Annotated in this window: 13 protein-coding genes; 9 read left to right on the top strand and 4 right to left on the bottom strand. The window is 65.5% G+C overall.

The window, feature by feature from the left end:
- Positions 1-14 precede the first annotated feature (14 nt).
- Complete coding sequence (locus U9J33_RS22730; protein WP_054437377.1) at positions 15-308, bottom strand: hypothetical protein; 294 nt, start codon at positions 306-308, stop codon at positions 15-17.
- 217 nt (positions 309-525) lie between these two features.
- Between U9J33_RS22730 and U9J33_RS22725 the strand changes: the two genes are divergently transcribed.
- Together U9J33_RS22725 and U9J33_RS22720 are read left to right on the top strand one after the other, a co-directional pair.
- Complete coding sequence (locus tag U9J33_RS22725) at positions 526-1,359, top strand: SDR family oxidoreductase (RefSeq protein ID WP_221937383.1); 834 nt, start codon at positions 526-528, stop codon at positions 1,357-1,359.
- An 86-nt stretch (positions 1,360-1,445) separates the two neighbouring features.
- Positions 1,446-2,111 carry a response regulator transcription factor gene (locus tag U9J33_RS22720; protein WP_185999314.1) on the top strand — a complete coding sequence of 222 codons (666 nt, stop codon included), beginning with the start codon at positions 1,446-1,448 and terminating at the stop codon, positions 2,109-2,111.
- A 36-nt stretch (positions 2,112-2,147) separates the two neighbouring features.
- Here the strand turns inward: U9J33_RS22720 and U9J33_RS22715 are convergent, their stop codons facing one another.
- Positions 2,148-3,482: a HAMP domain-containing sensor histidine kinase gene (locus U9J33_RS22715; RefSeq protein ID WP_324699244.1), complete on the bottom strand. Its 1,335-nt coding sequence runs from the start codon at positions 3,480-3,482 to the stop codon at positions 2,148-2,150.
- 376 nt (positions 3,483-3,858) lie between these two features.
- Here U9J33_RS22715 and U9J33_RS22710 point away from each other — a divergent pair, with 376 nt between their 5' ends.
- The 6 genes from U9J33_RS22710 to U9J33_RS22685 all read left to right on the top strand — a co-directional run bounded on the left by U9J33_RS22710 (position 3,859) and on the right by U9J33_RS22685 (position 11,349).
- Positions 3,859-4,497, top strand: coding sequence for a type IV toxin-antitoxin system AbiEi family antitoxin domain-containing protein (locus U9J33_RS22710; protein WP_324699243.1), 639 nt, complete (start codon positions 3,859-3,861; stop codon positions 4,495-4,497).
- A gap of 243 nt (positions 4,498-4,740) precedes the next feature.
- On the top strand, positions 4,741-7,149 hold the full coding sequence (locus U9J33_RS22705) for a TonB-dependent receptor (RefSeq protein ID WP_324699242.1): 2,409 nt from the start codon (positions 4,741-4,743) through the stop codon (positions 7,147-7,149).
- Positions 7,150-7,686: 537 nt separating this feature from the next.
- The gene (locus U9J33_RS22700; RefSeq protein ID WP_324699241.1) at positions 7,687-8,787 is read left to right on the top strand and encodes a VacJ family lipoprotein; all 1,101 of its coding nucleotides are present in this window, start codon (positions 7,687-7,689) and stop codon (positions 8,785-8,787) included.
- Between the two features lie 185 nt (positions 8,788-8,972).
- A complete protein-coding gene (locus tag U9J33_RS22695) occupies positions 8,973-9,773 on the top strand; it encodes an SDR family NAD(P)-dependent oxidoreductase (RefSeq protein ID WP_054437387.1) in 801 nt (266 codons plus the stop codon).
- A complete protein-coding gene (locus U9J33_RS22690) occupies positions 9,770-10,321 on the top strand; it encodes a nuclear transport factor 2 family protein (RefSeq protein WP_324699240.1) in 552 nt (183 codons plus the stop codon). Before U9J33_RS22695 ends, U9J33_RS22690 begins: the two co-directional genes overlap by 4 nt.
- Positions 10,318-11,349 (top strand): zinc-binding dehydrogenase, encoded by a 1,032-nt coding sequence (locus tag U9J33_RS22685; RefSeq protein WP_132469527.1) that lies wholly within the window; start codon positions 10,318-10,320, stop codon positions 11,347-11,349. The genes U9J33_RS22690 and U9J33_RS22685 overlap by 4 nt, the downstream gene beginning before the upstream one ends.
- Before the next feature lie 9 nt (positions 11,350-11,358).
- Here U9J33_RS22685 and U9J33_RS22680 read toward each other — a convergent pair whose 3' ends face one another.
- Complete coding sequence (locus tag U9J33_RS22680; RefSeq protein ID WP_324699238.1) at positions 11,359-12,576, bottom strand: MFS transporter; 1,218 nt, start codon at positions 12,574-12,576, stop codon at positions 11,359-11,361.
- A gap of 106 nt (positions 12,577-12,682) precedes the next feature.
- Between U9J33_RS22680 and U9J33_RS22675 the strand changes: the two genes are divergently transcribed.
- Positions 12,683-13,447: an AraC family transcriptional regulator gene (locus U9J33_RS22675; RefSeq protein WP_054437391.1), complete on the top strand. Its 765-nt coding sequence runs from the start codon at positions 12,683-12,685 to the stop codon at positions 13,445-13,447.
- Positions 13,448-13,559: 112 nt separating this feature from the next.
- Here U9J33_RS22675 and U9J33_RS22670 read toward each other — a convergent pair whose 3' ends face one another.
- On the bottom strand, positions 13,560-19,007 hold the full coding sequence (locus tag U9J33_RS22670; protein ID WP_324699237.1) for a hypothetical protein: 5,448 nt from the start codon (positions 19,005-19,007) through the stop codon (positions 13,560-13,562).
- Between the last annotated feature and the right edge of the window lie 96 nt (positions 19,008-19,103).

Raw genomic sequence — 19,103 nt, 5'->3', positions numbered from 1 at the left:
CGGGCATGCAGCGATCAGGCTTTCCCGCTCCGCCTGCGGGTATCCCACCCTTTCCGCGCCGCCGCCGAGCGTTGTTCGGCCGAGCCCGACTTGTGCGCCTTCCCCCCGCGTGAGGAGGAGGCATGGGTATCGGCCTTCCCGCGCCCGGAGCCGGACTTGTTGCCGCCGCCGGATTCCTTGTTCACGGTGGCCCATGCGCGTCGCTCCGCTTCTTCCGTGCTGACGCCGCGCTGCTCGTAGCTTTCCTCGATATGGGCGGCCTTGCGCTTCTGCTTGTCGGTATAGCTGCTCTTGTCACCTTGGGGCATTCGGCATCTCCCGCGAATGGCATGCCCATGCAATGACGCGGCCGCGCTCCGGGTTCCCGCCCGGACAGCCCTATCCCGCGGAAGACGCCGACTGGCCGACCCCGCGAACGGCCCGTCGCAGCACGATGGAACGGCGAAACTGCGAAGCCGTCCGCACGTTGGGTCCGGCGTGGAGGGTTCGAACCGAAAGGAGACCGCCGTGGCCGAAATCCAGGAAATGATCCACGAAGATGCCCTTCCGGGCGACGAAAACCAACTTCAGCCCCAGCCGGAGTGGCAACCCCGCTATCCCGGCTCAGCCCGCCTCCAGGACAGGGTTGCAATCGTCACCGGAGCGGACAGCGGGATCGGCCGGGCCGTGGCCGCACTTTTCGCGCGGGAGGGCGCCGACATCGCGATCCTCTATCTGAGCGAGGACGAGGACGCGGCGGAAACGAAGCGGATCGTCGAGGCGGAAGGCCGCCGCGCCATCACCATACGCGCCGATATCGGATCCCCCGATGCCTGCGAACTCGCGGTGCGCCAGACCATCGAGAGTTTCGGCCGGATCGACGTATTGGTCAACAACGCGGGAGAACAGCATCCCGACAAGGACATTACCGATATCACCGAGGAACAGCTACGCCGCACGTTCCAGACCAATATCTTCGGCATGTTCTTCATGACCCAGGCCGCGCGCCCACACCTCAAGGCCGGTGCGAGCATCGTCAACTGCACCAGCGTGACCATGTACAAGGGCAGCAGGGAACTTCTCGACTACAGCGCCACAAAGGGGGCGATCACCGCATTCACCCGTTCGCTTTCGGAAAACCTCGTCGGCGAAGGCATCCGCGTGAACGCAGTCGCGCCCGGTCCGATCTGGACGCCGCTCAACCCCTGCGGCGGCGCGAGCGAGGAGAAGCTGGAGCATTTCGGAGAGGATACGCCGATGGGCCGCCCCGGCCAGCCCAACGAAGTGGCGCCCTCGTTCCTGTTCCTGGCCTGCGAGGATGCAAGCTACATGAGCGGGCAGGTCCTTCACCCCAACGGCGGCATCATCGTCGGAAGCTGAAAGCGGCCTTCGCGCCAAATGCCACGGGAAATTCCTTGCCCGCCGTTGCACGGCGGGCCAAGGAAACCTTTCCGTGGAGGTAAGCAATGCGTGTCCTAGTCGTTGAAGACGATCAGCCTCTTGCCGAGGAGATTGCCCGGACGCTGCGCGCGGAAAACTTCGCCGTCGACATCGCCAACGATGGCGAGGACGGCCGCCATCTCGGCGCCACCGAACGCTATGACGCCGCCGTTCTCGACCTCGGCCTGCCCAAGGTGGACGGGATTACCGTGCTGCAGAACTGGCGCGCGGACGAACTGGACCTGCCGGTGCTGATCCTGACCGCCCGCGATGCCTGGTCGGAAAAGGTGGCCGGTTTCAAGGCCGGCGCCGACGACTATCTCATCAAGCCCTTCCGGGTGCAGGAACTGGTGATGCGGCTGCGCGCCCTCGTGCGCCGTTCGCGCGGCCATGCGGCCACGCGGATAAAATGCGGCTCGCTCACGTTCGACGTGCAACTCGGCCATTTCGAGATGGACGGGTTGCCCCTGCGCCTGACCGCTTTCGAATGGCGGGTTCTTTCGGCGCTCATGCTGCGCAAGGACATGGTCGTGGAACGCCGCGAACTGATCGACAAGGCCTACGAATACGACGCCGACGTCGATTCCAACTCGCTGGAGGTCATCATCGGACGCCTGCGCCGCAAGGTCGGGTCCGACATGATCCAGACCGTGCGCGGACGGGGCTACCGCCTCGGCCTGCCTGCCGCCTGACCGCTCGGCCCTGCCCTCGGCCCTGCCCTCGGACGCTCAGCCGGGAAGCGACAGGATCACCCGCAATCCGCCAAGCGGCGAAGCGCCGAGTTCAAGCGACCCTCCGTGCAATTCGGCCAGTTCGCGCGCGATCGGCAGCCCGAAGCCGTGGCCGTCCTCCCGCTCGTCCAGACGCCGCCCGGGGACAAGGGCCTGCTCGATCACCGCCTGGCCAAGGCCCGGGCCATCGTCGTCGATCCTCACCTGAACCTGCCCGCCGTTCCATTCGCCCGTCACCACGATCGTCGAGGCCGCCCACTTCGCCGCATTGTCCAGCAGGTTTCCAAGCATTTCGGTAAGGTCCTGCGGATCGCATTTCACCGTGAGATCGGATGCGATCCCGTTCTCGAATCTCACCCCGCGATCGGCATGGATCCGGCCCAGCGCATCGATCAGGTCCGCCACCGCCGGCGCCAGCAGGACGGCGATCCGCCCCGGCGCGCCGGGCGAGGCGGCGCGGGCGCGGCCAAGGTGATGCCGAATGGCGCCGTCGATCTGCGCGACGAGTTCGCCCAGTTTCCCGTCCGGATCGCGACCCAGATCGTTGAGCTTGACGGAAAGGGTGGCCAACGGGGTCTTTAGGCTATGCGCAAGATTGGCCACGTGCCCGCGCGCACGGGCCAGCGCGGCCTCGTTTTCATCCAGCAGGTCGTTGAGTTCGGCCACGAACGGGCGCAATTCCACCGGTTGGTCCACCGGAACGCGACCGACCCGCCCCGCCCGCACTTCGCCCAGCGCCTTCCTGAGGCGGGCCAGCGGCCTCAACCCGATGTGGGACTGCACCAGCGAAGCCAGAAGCAGCGCGATGCTCAGGCCGCCCAGCGTGACCAGCACCGGCATGATCGCGGCGCTTCGGAGCCGCTCGTACACAAGATGCGGCGCCGTCGCGGTTATCCTGATCCGACCGGCCGGCCTGTCTTCCTCGAGAATCCGCACATAGAACGGCCCGCTGCTCCCAGTCCGCAGAATCTCGGGCGGGGCGCCGAAATGCCCCTCTCGTCCGGTCGGCCCCTCTTCCCGGAAATCGATCTGGCCGATTTTCTCGGTCGAGGTGTAGACCTGCCTTGGTGTCTCGATCCGCCAGGCCCAACCCCTGCGATACTGGGTATAGGGCCCGATCTCCTGAAGCAGGGTCCGATCCACGGTACCATCCGCCCTTACGCTACGGGCGAGCAGCGCAATCTGGCCGTCCAGGCTCTGGTTGAGGCTGCGCCGGACATGCGTATCCAGCACGGCATCTATCGAGACAGTGGCCGCAACGAGCGCAATGCCCGTCAGCAAGAGACCGACGAGCAACAGCCGCCCGCGGATGGAACGCGGGATCAGCGTCATCGCCCCGTGCCAATCGATAGAGTCATGACATTCGCTTTCCCGCTTTCCGCCGCCCCTCGGCCGGCGCCATGCCTGATCGTGCCGGCACGCGGATTTGTCAAAGCTGCTCGCCATAAACTTCGGCCTCCGAACGGCTGGAACCCGAGCAGAACCGCAAGACGGCCCGGAAACCTAAACCGAACCTGAACGACAGGATTCAGCCTGCGTGTGGCTCCCGCGGGGTACTCGGCATTCCATGCTGCAATCAGCCGAAACGAATGGCCGGAAGGGAGGCCCTGCAACAACGGCACACCCTGCCCGCGGTTCGGGCCGATCGCGGCCGTCCATCGGCCAGGGGCTCAAGCAGCTTGGCAGCCTGGCTTTCCAGGAACGGCGAGTGATCCTGCTGCTGCGCGCCATGGCTGCTCCCGGAGATGCTCCTGCCGGTTCCGAACGGCATGCCTCCCCACAACCCGCGCTTCGCGAAGGCTTCGAACTTCTCGCCCGCGAAGCCATCGCCAACGGACTGTCGATCTTCGCACCGGGCTCGGCTTTCGTGAACGATGACGAACTGGCCATTCTCAGCAGGCTGACCCTGTTCCAGCGCCCGTCGCAGTCCGGCGAGTGGGAACTCGCCAACGATTTCCAGAATGCGCTCAAGACCTGTGCGGATGAACTGGAAAACGAGGGCCGGAGGCTGCCGCCCCGCCCCCCGCTGCTTGAGGACTACACCGACCGCCACGCCTGCTTCCGCATCCGCTATGTGGACCGCGCGCTTTCCGCGAAATCCCGGGGCGATCTGCCTGTCAGGCGCCAGCCGCTGTGGGACGGACAACGTGAACCGGAACCCGGCACATTGCGCGCCAGGGCGCTCGAAATCGTGCGCCGCAACCCGATCTCCACGACGGCCCAGTTCCTGGCTGTCGGGATAACGCATCAATACCTGAGCACGCTGGGCAAGCAGGGCTACGTCGAAAAGATCGGACACGGCGTTTACCGCTACCCCAGCCGATTGAGGAAAAACGAGAAAGATTAATTAGAAACGGAGGAAACTAGCAGCCGAGAAAACCGGCTGCCGGTCGTTTTGAATTACCGCAATGAACAAGCGTCGCTGCCATATGGGTAACGGCGCCTTTTTTCGTTGCCAATTTCCATTTCCACTTCGGAAATCGGCGCGGCATTTATTTCCCCAGCAATACGATTCCCTCTTGTCAGTAATGCAAATCATTCGCATTAGCGCCCCGAACTGAAATGCATTGGCAACAAAAAGGGGGGTTTAGTGTCTCTGTCCCGTTTCCGTAACTCGACGTCCACCGCCGCGCCGGCCTATCTGGCTCTCAGCTGCGTGAGCCTCGCGGCCTCGCCCGCTCTCGCGCAGGAGGCCGGCACGGCCGCTTCCCCGCGTCTCGGCGGCGTCACCGTCACCGATACCGCGATCGAAGAAGGCAGCTACAAGACCGACAAGGCGGATTCGCCGAAGTACACCGCGCCGCTGGTGGATACGCCGCGCTCGATCACGGTGATCCCGGCACAGCTGCTCAAGGACACCGCCACCACCACCCTCGCCGATGCGCTGCGCACGGTGCCCGGCATCACGCTCGGCGCCGGTGAAGGCGGCAACCCGCTTGGCGATCGTCCGTTCATCCGCGGCTCCGACAGCCAGGCGAGCACTTATCTTGACGGCGTGCGCGATATCGGCGCCCAGAGCCGCGAAGTCTTCGCGATCGAGCAGATCGAAGTCGTCAAGGGCTCGGACAGCTCGATGGGCGGGCGCGGCAGCGCCGGTGGCTCGATCAACCTCGTCAGCAAGACGCCGGGACCGGACCGCTTCATCGCCGCTTCGGGCAGCCTCGGCAACGCCGACTACAAGCGCGCCACGATCGACATCAACCAGCCGCTGGGCGATCTCGTCGGCGTGCGTCTGGCCGCCATGTGGCATGACCAGGACGTTGCCGGCCGCGACGCCATCTGGTCCAAGCGCTGGGGCGTCGCACCGTCCATCAAGATCGGGCTCAACGGCCCGACCAGCGTGACGGCCAGCTACTACCACCTCGAAACCGACGAACTGCCGGATTCGGGCATTCCCTATTACTACACCATCAACAACGCCCCCTCCGACGTTACGGAAACCACCGGCGCCAAGGTCCGCCGGGGCGCGTACTACGGCCTCGTGGACCGCGATTTCCGCAAGACCAACGTCAACAACTTCACGGTTCGCGCCCAGCACGAATTCGGCAACGGCTTCACCCTGCGCAACACCACGCGCTACGGCGAGAGCAGCCAGGGCTACGTCTGGACCCAGCCTGACGACAGCCAGGGCAACGTCGCCAATTCCGGCAAGGTGTGGCGCCGCGTGAACTCGCGCTACAGCGAAACCACCGGCCTGCTGAACCAGACCGACCTGTCCGGCCAGTTCGAGGTCGGCGGCATCAAGAACAGCTTCGCGCTGAGCGCCGAATTCAGCGAGGAAAAGGCCAAGAACGGCAGCTACGTCTCCAACGCGGCAACCGGCGCGGCTATCGCTACCGGCACGACCGCAACGGGCGGCCGTTGCGGCACGGACTCGACCAACCGCTACAACTGCACCAGCCTGACCGATCCGAACCCGTCCGATCCCTGGGTCAGCTACGTTTCCGACGCGTCGAACGTCGTCGCCGGGATCGAGCGCAGCCTGCCCAAGACCTGGACCCTGTCGAAGACCACCACCAAGGCGGTCTCGCTGTTCGACACGATCACCATCACCGACTCGCTGCTCATCAACCTGGGCGGCCGCTTCGATCGCTACGAAACCCGCGTGAGCCCCGGTCTCGCCGTGAACGCGACCACGGACCGCAGCTGGTACGAGCGTAACGACAACCTGTGGACCTATCAGGCCGGCCTGATCTTCAAGCCCGCCTCGAACGGCAGCATCTACATCTCGACCTCGTCCGCAGCGACGCCTCCCGGCTCGTACCTGGCCAACGGTTCGGAGGGCAACGCCCTCAACACCAGCGGTTCGACCACCCAGACGCCCCAGGAACTGACGGACGCGCTCAAGATCGAGAAGACCAAGTCCTACGAAGTCGGCACCAAGTGGAACCTGTTCAGCGACAGCCTCGCGCTGACACTGGCCGCGTTCCAGACGGAAACCAAGAATGCCCGCGCCACGGACGCCAACGGCTTCGTGTCCTTCATCGGCGAACGCCGGATCAAGGGCATCGAACTGAGCTTCAACGGCAACATCACGCCCGAATGGAACGTCTTCGGCGGCTATACCTACATGGACTCCAAGATCGTTGACGGTGGCTTCACCGCAACGAGCGGCGTCTATGCGCCCAGCGTGAACACCGGGAAGCGCTTCCCCAACACGCCGGAGCACAGCTTCACCGCCTTCACCAACTACAAGGTCACATCAGCCTTCACCGTGGGTGGCGGCGCCATCTACATGGGCAAGGTCTACGGCGGCTATTCCGACAGCCGCAGCGTCCAGAACGGCGTGGTCGTGATCTCGAAGGAGCTGGCCCGCTACGCTCCGTCGTACTGGCGCTTCGACGGTAACGCCTCGTACAGCTTCAGCGAGAACTTCCAGCTTCAGGTGAACGTGCAGAACATGTTCAACAAGCGCTACTTCGACAAGGCCTATGCCTCGCACTACGTGAGCCAGGCAGCCGGTCGTACCGCGATTGCGACCCTGAACGTCAAGTTCTGATCTGGAACCGGGTCCGCTCCCATCGGGGCGGGCCCGGCCCCATTCTTTCGGCGGTCCAGTCGGACCGCTCGTTCCTGTTCTTCGGCCTGATCCGGCGCGGCGGCGCGCCCCGCATCGGCCTGCTGGCCCGCGAAGACAGCGATAACGATCGCATGGCCGGTGCCCGGCCGCGCGATGTGCGAGGCCCCGTAACACTTACCATACCCGCCGATGGCGGAGAGATGACCTTCAGCCAGGAGGCCGATGGCGAGGAACGGGCTTCGTCGGCACCGTGATCGGACCCGATGTTTCGGATCCCAGGGACAGGTACTGAACGCTCGTGGCGAAAATGCCACGAATGGCGTGGGTTGAGCGACAGGCGGCCCGCGCGAGAGGGTCTGATCAATTGACGAAAGCGGCAATCCCGCCTAGCCGCGAATGCAGCGGCAGTCATTGAATGCGCCAAATACCGGCGCCCCCTTGCGAAATCGCAAGTGCGCCGCGAAATCAGGATGGCCGCCCTGCCCCCCTCGCACGCGGCCCACGAAGGACTGTTGAATGAGCCTGTCGGCCGTAGCTGTGGCATTGATGTTTGGACAGGCAGCGCCTGATGCGCCCGCGAATGTCGCCGCTCTTCCCTCTTCCGATGTCGCAGTGGCCGGTTCCACTCAGCCGTCACCGGCCGAACCCGGTGCAACAGGCGCCGCCACAGCTCCCGCAGATCCGGCAGCTCCGACAATTCCCGCCACGCCGGCCGATGCGACCGGCGCAGCCCTTCCCGCACCCCCGGCTGGAAGCGAAGGCACTCCGCCCGGCGATGAAGAATCGACTATCGTCGTCACTGCAGGGTCAAACACGCCCGGAGACCCGCTGGAGCATCTCAACGCCCAGTCGTTCCAGGCCGTGCAGGCCGTTGACAAGGCGGTGGTCGAGCCGGTCGCGAAGGCTTACAACAAGGGCCTGCCGCGCCCCGTCCGCAAGGGTTTGCGCAACTTCTTCTCAAACCTGGGCGAGCCGGTGGTGTTCGCCGCCTACCTGTTGCAGTTCAAGCCCGGCAAGGCGGCGGAAACGGCGGGCCGCTTCGCGATCAACACCACGCTGGGAATCGCCGGCATCATGGACGTGGCGAAGCGCAAGCCGTTCAACCTGCCTTACCGGCCGAACGGCGTTGCCAATGTCCTGGGCTATTACGGCGTCGGGCCGGGGCCCTACATGTACCTGCCCATCGTCGGGCCAACCACGCTGCGCGACATCATCGGCGACACCGTGGACAAGTTGCTGCTGCCTGCCGCGGTGGGCAAGCCGTTCAACAAGCCTGCCTTCGTCATCCCCGCCACCGTGCTCGCGCAGCTCGGCGAGCGCGCGGCCTTTGATGAGACGATCGGCGAAATCCGCAAGGACGAAGATCCCTATACGACTTACCGCGACCTTTACCTGAGACAGCGCGCGGCCGAGATCGAGGCGCTGCACGGCCGCCACCTTCAGAACGTCGTTCCTGTCTACGGCCCGGCACTGCCCACGCCCGGCGGCAAGGAAAGCCCGGCGCCTGAAAAGGCACCCGAACCCGGCCCCGGGCAAACCCCGGCGCCTGCCAGCCCGCCCGTGCCGGCTCCTGACGCGAATCCGGCTCCGGCTGCGGCAGTTCCCCAGAACCAGTGAGCCCTTGCCGGCGCGGGGGAGTTCCTCCTCAACGCGCCGGCGATCTTCTTCCTGCCCGCATCGTTTCCACCCCATCCGATCCGCCGCATCCGATACCATCGCTGCGATAGGACGACAGAAAGGCGCACCGGCCGGCCTTGCACAGGCAGCCAGGAAAGCGCCCTGTAACGGGAGGAGCGAAAAGGTTGGACTTGCATGCACGCTATGGCCCCTGGGCCCTGATCGCCGGTGCCTCGGAGGGGACCGGCGCCGCCTTTGCCCGCCAGTTGGCGGCCCAGGGCTTCAACCTCATCCTCGTTGCCCGCAGGCTTGCGCCGCTGAACGAACTCGCTGAAACGATCCTGACGGAGCATGGCGTAACCTGCCTGACGGCCTCGATAGACCTGTCTTCCAACGACGCCGCCGACCGGCTGCTCGAACTGGCCGAAGACCGGGAAATCGGACTGCTGATCCTCAATGCCGGGGCCGACGCCAATGGCGCCCCGTTCCTCGACGGCGCGCTGGCCAACTGGGATGCCCTCGTCATGCGCAACGTGATGACCGTGATGCGCGCCTGCCATCACTTTGCCGCCCCGATGCGCGCGCGCGGGCGTGGCGGCGTGATCCTGTGCGGTTCCGGCGCCTGCTACGGCGGACTGCCCGGCATCGCCGCCTATGCGGGAAGCAAGGCCTTCGACCTCGTCTTCGGCGAAGCGCTGTGGGCCGAATTGCAGCCGCATGGGGTGGACGTGCTCAACCTCGTGATGGGCCGCACGGACACTCCGGCCCACCGCGAACTGCTGGCCCGTCAGGGAAAAACGCTCCCGGATGGCTGCGCCTCGCCTGAAGACGTGGCGGCACTGGGGCTCGCCCGCCTGCCTCATGGCCCGATCTGCAACTGGGGTCTCGCTGACGAGGACGCCGGCTATGCCGGAAGCTCCGCCGCGCAGCGCCGCAATCGTATCCGGCAGATCAGCGCCGCCATGGCCGGTCAGGAGGCAGAATGACCGACAGCGACGAACGGCTTCGCGAACTCGCGGACAAGGACGCAATCCGGGACCTGATCCATGCCTACTGCCGCGCGGTGGACCGTCTGGACATCCCTCTCGGCCACTCGATCTGGCACGAGAACGGCCATGCCGACTACGGCGCCGATTACTATCAGGGTCCGGGGCGGGGCGTGATAGACAGGATCTGCGCGGACCACCGCAACCTCCTGAGCCATTCCCATCAGGTCACGAACATCCTCGTCGCGCTGGCCGGAGACCGCGCCGGAAGCGAAGCCTATGTAAACGGCACAATGCGCACCGAGCGGGATGGAAAGCTCTACCAGATCGCGGTCTGGGGCCGCTATTGCGACAACTGGGAGAAGCGGCTGGGGAAATGGGGGCTGGTCCATCGCCAGGTCGTGTTCGAGCACGAGGAAATCCGCCCCGTCACCGCTTTGGGACACAGCAACCAGGGCCGCCGTGACGGTTCGGACCCCTCTTACGCCGCCCTGAAGCTCGACCCCGCACGCTTTCCGGCTTCCATCCATGAGGAGAACCAACGATGAGGGCCGCATTTATCGAAAACGGTCAGGTTCATGTCGGCGAAGTTCCCGACCCTGTTCCCGGCAAGGGGCAGGCGCTCGTCCGCACGCACAGTTGCGGCATGTGCGCATCCGAAGCGCATTTCCTCCATGCGGGCCAGAACGTCATCGACCTGTCGCGCCAGTTCGGCGGTCCCTATGCCCGCTTGGACCAGAGCAGGCCCTTCGTCCCCGGCCACGAATACGTCGGGGAAGTGATAGACTATGGTCCGGGCAGCGAACGCCGGATCAGAACCGGTCGCCGGGTGACTTCGGTACCGATCATGCGCACCGGCGGTGCCCATGCCGTAATCGGCTTCAGCCACGATTGCCCGGGCGGCTTCGGCGAACTGATGCTGCTCGATGAAGCCATGCTCCTCGAAGTGAGCGACAGCCTGGAAGACGATCTCGCCGCCATGATCGAGCCGCTGGCAGTGGGCTTGGAACATGCCCGGCGCGGCCGCCCGGAAAAAGGCGACGTCCCGCTCGTACTGGGCTGCGGCGCGATCGGGCTGGGGGTGATCGCCGGACTCAAGCTGGCCGGTATCGGACCGATCGTCGCGGCCGATTTCCACCCGGCCCGCCGCGAACTCGCCCTTCGGATGGGGGCGGACCTCGCGGTCGACCCGCGCGAAACCGATCCTTACGGCGCATTGCCGGGGCTGGGCGCTAGGCGGGTGAACCTCGTCTACGAAAATGTCGGGCAGAAGGGCATGCTGGCCCGGATCATCGCTTCTGCACCTTTCGACGGCCGGATCGTCATGGGCGGATACTGCATGGAGGAAGAGGCGCTCTTCGTTTTCGCCGCCCAGAACAAGCGCCTCAACATACAGTTCGCGGGCGGGGAGGAGCCTCAGGACATGGAGCTTGCCATGCGCGCCATCGCAGACGGCCGCATCGACGTGCGGCCGTGGCTGGGCGAGAAGATCGGCATCGGCGGGGTGGCGGATGCGCTTGCGGCGATGTCCGGCCCCGGTGCCCCTATCCGCACCGTGGTGGACCCTCGCCTCTAGGCGGCCGCGTCAGGCCGGGCGCCCTGCCTTGCCGGGATCGGGAAGCAATGCTGTAAGCAGCCCGATCGCCGGCAGGAAGGTACAAACCTGATAGACCGTGTCGATGTCGGTCCTGTCGGCAAGCCAGCCCAACGCCGCGGCGCCGATACCGCCCATCCCGAAGGAGAACCCGAAGAACAGGCCCGAAATCATGCCGACCTTACCGGGCACGAGTTCCTGGGCGAAAACCACGATTGCCGGGAATGCGGATGCCAGGATCAGCCCGATCGCCACGGTGATCGGCCCCGTCCAGAACAGGCTGGCGTGGGGCAGGAGCAGCGTGAACGGCAGCGCCCCCAGGATCGAGAACCAGATCACGTACTTTCGCCCGAAACGGTCGCCCAGCGGGCCTCCCAAGATCGTCCCCGCCGCCACGGCCGCGAGAAAGGCGAAGAGGTGGAACTGGGCGTTCTGCACGGAAAGGCCGAAGCGCTGGATCAGGTAGAAGGTGTAGTAGCTCGTCAGGCTGGCGAGATAGACATATTTCGAGAAGATCAGCGCGAGCAGGATCGCGATGCCGCGTGCGGCCTGCCCCTGCGGCAGGCTTACGCCCTCGGCGATCTTGCGGCTGGCAGCCAGACGCCCCAGCCCGTGATTGCGATACCAGGCCGCGACGTTCCACAGCACCGCGCCTGAAAGCAGCGCCAGCAGCGCAAAGAATGCCAGGCTGGACTGTCCCCACCGCACGACAACCAGCGCAGCCGCCAGCGGCCCCAGGGCCTGTCCGGCGTTACCGCCGACCTGGAACAGCGATTGGGCAAGACCATGGCGCTGCCCCGCCGCCATGCGAGCGACGCGGGAGGATTCCGGATGGAAGACCGAAGACCCCATGCCGAGCAGCGATGCGCCCACCAGCACCAGCCAATAGACATGTGCCGCCGAAAGAACCGTGAGACCCGCAAGCGAGAAGAGTGTCCCGCCCGGCAATGCCAGCGGCGTCGGCCGCTTGTCCGCATAGAGCCCCACCAGCGGCTGAAGGATCGATGCGGTGATCTGGTAGGCCAGCGTAACCAGCCCGATCTGCCCGAAACTGAGGTGCAGATCGGACTTGAGCGCCGGATAGATCGCGGGAAGCAGCGACTGCATCATATCGTTGAGGAGATGGCAGAAACTGATGGCGACGATGACGCCGAACACTGTTCCGTTCATGGGTTCTGCCGATCCGGTTGCCGGTCTGGTTGCCGCCATCCTCTTTCCTCTTCCCGTTTCATCTTGATCAAGGGATGCGCATAATCGCTTCCTGAATGTCCCGCTTCGACATATGGGTCATTCATCTTTGATTTCAGGACAACCGATGGAACAGCGGCATCCCGACGATTACGAGGACGTCCCGAGACAGGTCGTCGGCATCGGCAATGATTATCCGCCCTCGTTCGAGCTTGCGGAACATCGCCACCGGCGCGGCCAGTTTCTTTATGCCGCCAGCGGCGTCGTCGCCGTGAGCACGCCCGAAGGCGCCTGGGTTGCGCCGCCCGAACGCGCCGTCTGGATTCCGGGAGGAACACCCCATACCGTCCGCATGGTAGGCGCGGTGCAGACCCGCAGCGTCCTTATCGACCAGACCGCCAGCGCTACGCTGGCACGGACCTGCCGGGTCGTCGGCGTTTCCCCCCTGCTCCGGCAACTCCTTGTCGCCGCTTCGGAAGTGCCGATCGAGTATGAAGAAGACGCGCGCGACGGGCTGGTCATGCAACTGCTCGTCGCAGAGATCGCTCGCGCGCCGGTCATCCCGATCGTTGTGCCGTTTCCCCGTCATGCCGCGCTCGCCCAGCGATGCCACGCCTTCCTCGAAGCTCCCCGAGCAACCGTGACGATCGATGAATGGGCCGATGCCCTGGCCATGAACCGTCGGCGCTTCACGCGCCTGTTCCGAAGAGAAACGGGCATGAGTTTTGCCGAATGGCGGCAGCAGGCCTGCCTCTCGGCCGCGCTTCCGAGGCTTGCAGCGGGCGACGCCATAACCGTGATAGCACTGGACCTCGGCTACGACACGCCGGCCAATTTCTCGACGATGTTCAAACGCGTGCTGGGCATTCCACCAAGCCGCTATCGTCAATGAAGTCCGCTTCGGCGCCGACACGCTCCGGCGCGAGGACGGGGCCAAAGAAAGAGGGCCGAAGCAATGCCCCGGCCCTCCTTTCGTGCTCAGGCCGGGACAACCGGCATCCTGCTTACCAGCGAACGGAAACGCCCGCGCGCGCGGCAATGCCACTGGTTCCCGAGCCGGTCACGCCATCTACCTTCGCGAAAGCGGACAAGCCCTGCGAGGAGCCCTGGATACCGGCTTCGAAGCGTGCGCGTCCGCCTTCCGAGGCATCCCGGAAGAGCAGATTCTCGCCGCCAGACGACAGCGTCGCCTCCGGACGGCCGTTCATCTCGCCTTCCCAGTTCGCGCCGACATAGGGCTGCAACGTCCAGCCGCCCGCCTTCGTTTCCACGCCTGCGCGCAGGCCGGCGCGGCCGTAGAAGCTCTGGACATGGTCGAACCGGGCACCAACGCCGCTCTGCGCGCCGCTGAAGCCGTCGAGGTCGGCGTCGCTCCACGAAGCGCTGGCCGAAGGTTCGAAGAACACCGCACCGCTGCGGATGTGGTAGCCTGCCTCGACTTCGACCCCATAGCTCGTGCCGTTCGTCTTCGGCGCAGCGGCACCGTTGCCGAAATCGTACTTGATCGAATAGCGATCGAGCTTGGCCAGCGCATGGGCGAAGAACCCGTCCGCACTGCGATAGCGGGCGTAGAGGCCCACGTTGCCGCCATCGATCTTGATACGGTCACCGCTCGCCTTGACCTTGCCTTCCTGCGAAACATAGCCGCCGGTCACGCCAAGGCCCCAGCCGGTGCCATCGCTGCCCTTGCCCCAATCGAGGCCGAACTGGCCGCCCCACCAGCTGTCGCGCATGTCGAGGTTCGGCGCGAAGCTCGTGGCCGTGCCCAGCACGGTTTCCGAGTAGATCGGACGCGACCGGTTGGTTTCGCTGCCACCGAGGACCTGACCCCAGAGCGAAAGGCCATCCTGCCGCGCGAAGGCGCGCATCTGTTCCGACCAGGCGTCACCCGAACGGCGCCAATAATGACGCACCTCGGCACCCGTGCGGATGAGTTCGAAGGCTTCCGCGCTGGGAACGCCCACGAGATCGAGGTTGCCGTCGCCATCGGTCATGAGGCGGTAGTCGACGAAGCCCTTGTTGATGCTGCCGCCTTCCAGAACGAAGGCGCCATTCGCCACGGAATCCGCGTTCACCAGACGGATGCCGTCGAAGTTGAAGCGCGCTGCCGCCGTGCTGCTGAGGTCGGTAATGGACAGCGTGGTCGTTCCCGAAGCCGCACCGACCGTCAGCTGATCGGCGGACTGGGCCGCGCTTGACCCCACGGCAGCGATGCCGAGGTTGGCTTCGAGCACCACGCGCGAATTGCCGGAACCGACGAAGGCCGCGTCGCCAAGGTTCAGAACGTCACCGGTATGGCCGTTGACGAGGCTGATCGTGCCGGAATTGCGGAACGTGGTGAGGCCGGTCACGTTCATGGTTGCCGCTGCCGAAGCGGCGGCATTGACCTTGAAGGTGCCGCTGTTGATCAGCGTGGCATCGCCGGTGAAGGTCGTGTCTCCGCCGTGAGCGTTCCACGTACCGCTATTGGTCAGCGTGGTGGCGGCGGTATCGAAGGTCATGTAGCCGTCGACCGTGCCGCTGTTGGTCAGCGTTGCCGCACCGCCCGAAAGCGCGACGGCATGGTTGCTGTCCGCCCTGACCGTACCTGCAAGCACGACATCCTGGCCGCCTTCGGCATCGGAAGACAGACCGAACGTTCCGCCCTGGAGCACCGCATTGCTGCCCAGCACCACATCGGCGCTGCCGCCCGTGGTGATGACGAGACCCGCGCCCGTCCCGGAGACCGTGGAACCGGCACTTGCGAGGGTCGCCGCGATATCGCCGGTGGTTGACGTGAGGCTGATCGCATCGCCGGATACGGCCGAGACCTGTCCGCTCGTCAACGTGATCGCGCCGCTGTCTAAAACCGCGACGACACCGCGCGATCCTTCGCCCGAAGCCGTGACCGTCTGCAGCACCAGGGTCTGCGCCCCGCTGCCGGTCTGAACGCTGATGGCGTCCGAACCCGCGCCGCTTGTCGTCACGGCGACACTGCCGATGGAGATCGAGCCGGTGCCCGTCGCGGACGCCGCGATGCCGAGCGAATTCGCGCCCGTCGTCGAGATCGTGCCGAGGTTCGTGAGCGTGCCGGCGCCGTCGATGACGGTGAAGTCCACGGCATTCGAGTTATCGCCCTGGGTCGAAACGCCATTGGTCGTCTCATCGGCCGCCGCAAGCAGGAGGGCAGGCGCCGCGGATTGACCGAGAACGAGCGAAACCGCGCCCGACTGCGAACCCTGGACGGTAACGCCGGCGGCATCGTCGCCATCGGTGGTCACGCCGGCGATGACTGCGCCGATCGTGCCCGTTCCGTCAGCCGCCGTCTGCACGAGGCTCACGCCCTGGACACGATCGCCCGAGGCCCGCACGTCGGCCAGAGTGACATCGATGGCGCCATCGGACCCGGTGCCTTCCACCGAAACGGCAACACCGGTGCCGAACTGCGTTTCCGAAGCGATCACGCCGGTTCCCACCAGTTCGATCGATCCGGCTCCCGAAAGGCTGACGCCAACGGTATCGCCAAGCCGCGAGACCGTCGACACATTGCCAACCGTGACGCTCTGGTCGCCCGACATGCCGATCGAGCGAATGGCGTGAGCGTTGTACTCGCCCGATACGGAAACGTCTCCGAGATCCTCGATCAACAGGTTCGTGCCGTTCGTGGCCCAGATGCCGCCGGCACTGGTGAGCGAGCTGGAAACCGTGAGGCCTGCCGGAGCGCGCACCGTGGCCGTACCCGTGCCGTCGAACAGGTTGACGGCGTTCGCCTCGCGGGCTGCCGTTACCGTCACCGTATCGCCGAAGGTAATGGTCTGGTCCGTTCCGCCTACCGCGAGCACGCCCAGTGCCGCGCCATTGGCGCTCGTTGCCGAAACCGCACCGTTCGCCGCGAAGGTTACCGCACCGGAATCGCCGTAGAGTTCCACCGCGTTGGACTGGCCATCAGCCGAAACCGTAACCGGCCCTGCAACCTCGATCGACTGCGCGCCGGAAGCCTCGATGTAGATGCCCGTCGCCTCGCCGCCGGTCGCGGTGAGAGCGTTCGTCACGGTAAGCGCGCCGCCCAGCGAGATGTCAGCGTCGCCGTTCAGAGAGGCGGTCAGACCTTCGGCCGCGTCTCCCGCCGCCGAAACCGTCATGCCCTGAGCCAGAGATACGGTCGCATCGTTACCGGAAAGGTTGACACCATTGGCATAGTCCCGTGCCGCCACGTCGAACGCGCCGTCCACCACGAGGCTGGAACTTTCGTTCGCGTCGGCCTGCTGCACGCCATAGGCATAGCCATTCGGCGAGGAGAGCGAGAAATCGCCGCCGATCGCGATCGACTGGGTCTGCCCGCCCGACTGGATGACGCCATCCTGCAGGTTCGTGCCGGTGAAATCGCCGGCAAGTTCGAACGACACCGCGCCGGTCCCGTTGAACTGGACAAAGCCGTCACCGAAATTCGCGGCCGAAACAACCAGGTCGCCATCGAACCGGGCGCTCTGCGACGTGCCGCCGATCATGTAGCCGCCCAGAGCCGCTCCATCCGTGGCAGTGACTGCGAAATCCTCCGCCGAGGTCAGCGTGAGGGCGCCGGAGCCCTGCATCACGACACCGGCAGCCTCGCCCGATGCCTGAACCGAGAGCCCCTTCGAAAGAGCCACGGTTTCGTCCGTACCGGAACCGATGTAGATGCCGGTCAGATAGCGCCCTTCGCCCGTGCTGGTGACGCCGAAAGTGTCCTGCGCTGCGATGGAGACGCTGCCCTGCGCGCCTTCGGACCAAACGCCGCGCACATCGCCTTCGCTCGTCACCGTGAAGGCATCTTCCAGCGTGACCGCGTGGCTCGAACCGCCGCTCAGCAACACGCCGTCGGCATCTCCGATGCCGCCGTCAACCGAAAGCGCACCCGAGCTGGTCAGTGCGATTGCTCCCGAACCGTCCGTGAGCCGGACGCCCGTTGCACCGTCGGAGCCGGTAACCGTAGCGCCATAGGCCAGCGAAACCGTCTGATCCGTGCCGTCTGCCAGGGCGATGCCGTGTGCATCGCCGGCCGTGTTGGTGACACGGAACCCATCGCCCACGGCAACAGTCTGCGCGCCCGTCGCGCCCGAAGTCGCGATGCCCATGGCCGTGCCACCCGCTGCGGAAACCGCAAGCGTCGCGCCGCTGCCCAGTCCCGGCACCACGGAGATGCCGACCGTGCTGCCGCCTTCCACGGAGATGCCGGTGGCACCGCCGCCCGTGCTGCTGACCGAGAGACGCGCGCCCGTGAAGTCCACCGAAACGCCGCCCGTGGCGCCGCTAAGCAGCACCCCGGCGGCCTGGCCGCCCGCGTTTACCGCAACGTCGCCGGAATAACCGATTCCGCCGACGATCGCCGGTTCGAACGAAACATCCTGCGTCGTTCCGCCGGAAACCGACACACCGGTCGCATCGCCGGTCGCTGTTACCTGCACATATTGCCCGGTGCCCGAAACGCTTACCGCACCGCTCGCATCCGTCACTTCGAATCCGGTGGCGTCAGCGCCGGAAACGCTGAAGGTGCTGCCGGCACTGGCGCGGGTTGCCGCCATGGCGACATCGCTGCGCTGGGCAGCGGACATGCCGACGGCGGCCCCACCCTGCGACGTGACAGAAAGAACGCCGGTATTCGTCAGGCTGGTGGTGCCGACAGAGCCCGTACCCACGGCCACAAGGCCCGTCGCGCTACCCGTGCCGGACGAGACCGTCAGGTTGGCGTTGTTCGCGATTGCGAGGTTGCCGTCACTGGGGGGCGAGCCGATGCCGATGGCGTCACCGTCCGTCGCGGTCACCGTCACCTGGCTGGCGTTCGTCAGGGTGACGGTGCCTCCGCCAAGGCCCATGCCGCCGAGGCCGTAAGCGACCGATCCCGCTGCGCCCAAGGAATTCACGGTAACGATGCCCTGGTTCAGCACGTTGCCGTTCTGACCGGTTATGGCAAGGCCCGCAACTACGGGAACGGACGAACCCGACGGCTGCGTTACGGTGATCGTGCCGTCGCTGGCGTTCGTGATGGAGGCCATGCCCGTACCGCTCGCCAGGGCGGTCGCACCCAGTGCACCGGTTGTTACGCGGCCGTGATTCTCGATCACGGCATCGCCGGTTCCAAAAGTCTCTGCTTCCAGGCCGGTCCGGGAGGCATTGATCCGCGATCCGTTGCGCGCAGTGATCAGGGCATCATGATCGGCCGAACCGGAGACGCTAACGCCCGTGTCATTCGTCGTCGCATTGACCAGGACGGTCCCGTAGAGATCGACCTTGAGATCGGCAGCCGTCCCGTAGATCGACTGGTCGTAAGAGATTCCGTTCTGGAAATCGGTCGAATCCGAAATGCACGAAGCAACGTTCGGGCTGGCCGAAGTGTTCGGAACGCCGCATTCGCCGCTGGGCAGCGCCATCGCGACACCGGGTGCGATCATCACCAGAGTCAGCGCCGACGCGCCGGCCATGAGCTTGGTCTTCAAGGCAATTCTCCTGTTAGCGCAATTCTGTGGGGCAGGTCCGCGCGGACCTGCCCGAAATCGAGGGGAAGCTGGAAAGAGGGTTGGTGGCCGTGAGGG

This window comes from Novosphingobium sp. RL4 (assembly GCF_035658495.1).
Lineage (GTDB): Bacteria > Pseudomonadota > Alphaproteobacteria > Sphingomonadales > Sphingomonadaceae > Novosphingobium.
Note: the sequence above shows the minus strand (reverse complement) of the source record. Positions and strands in the feature narration are given on the sequence as shown.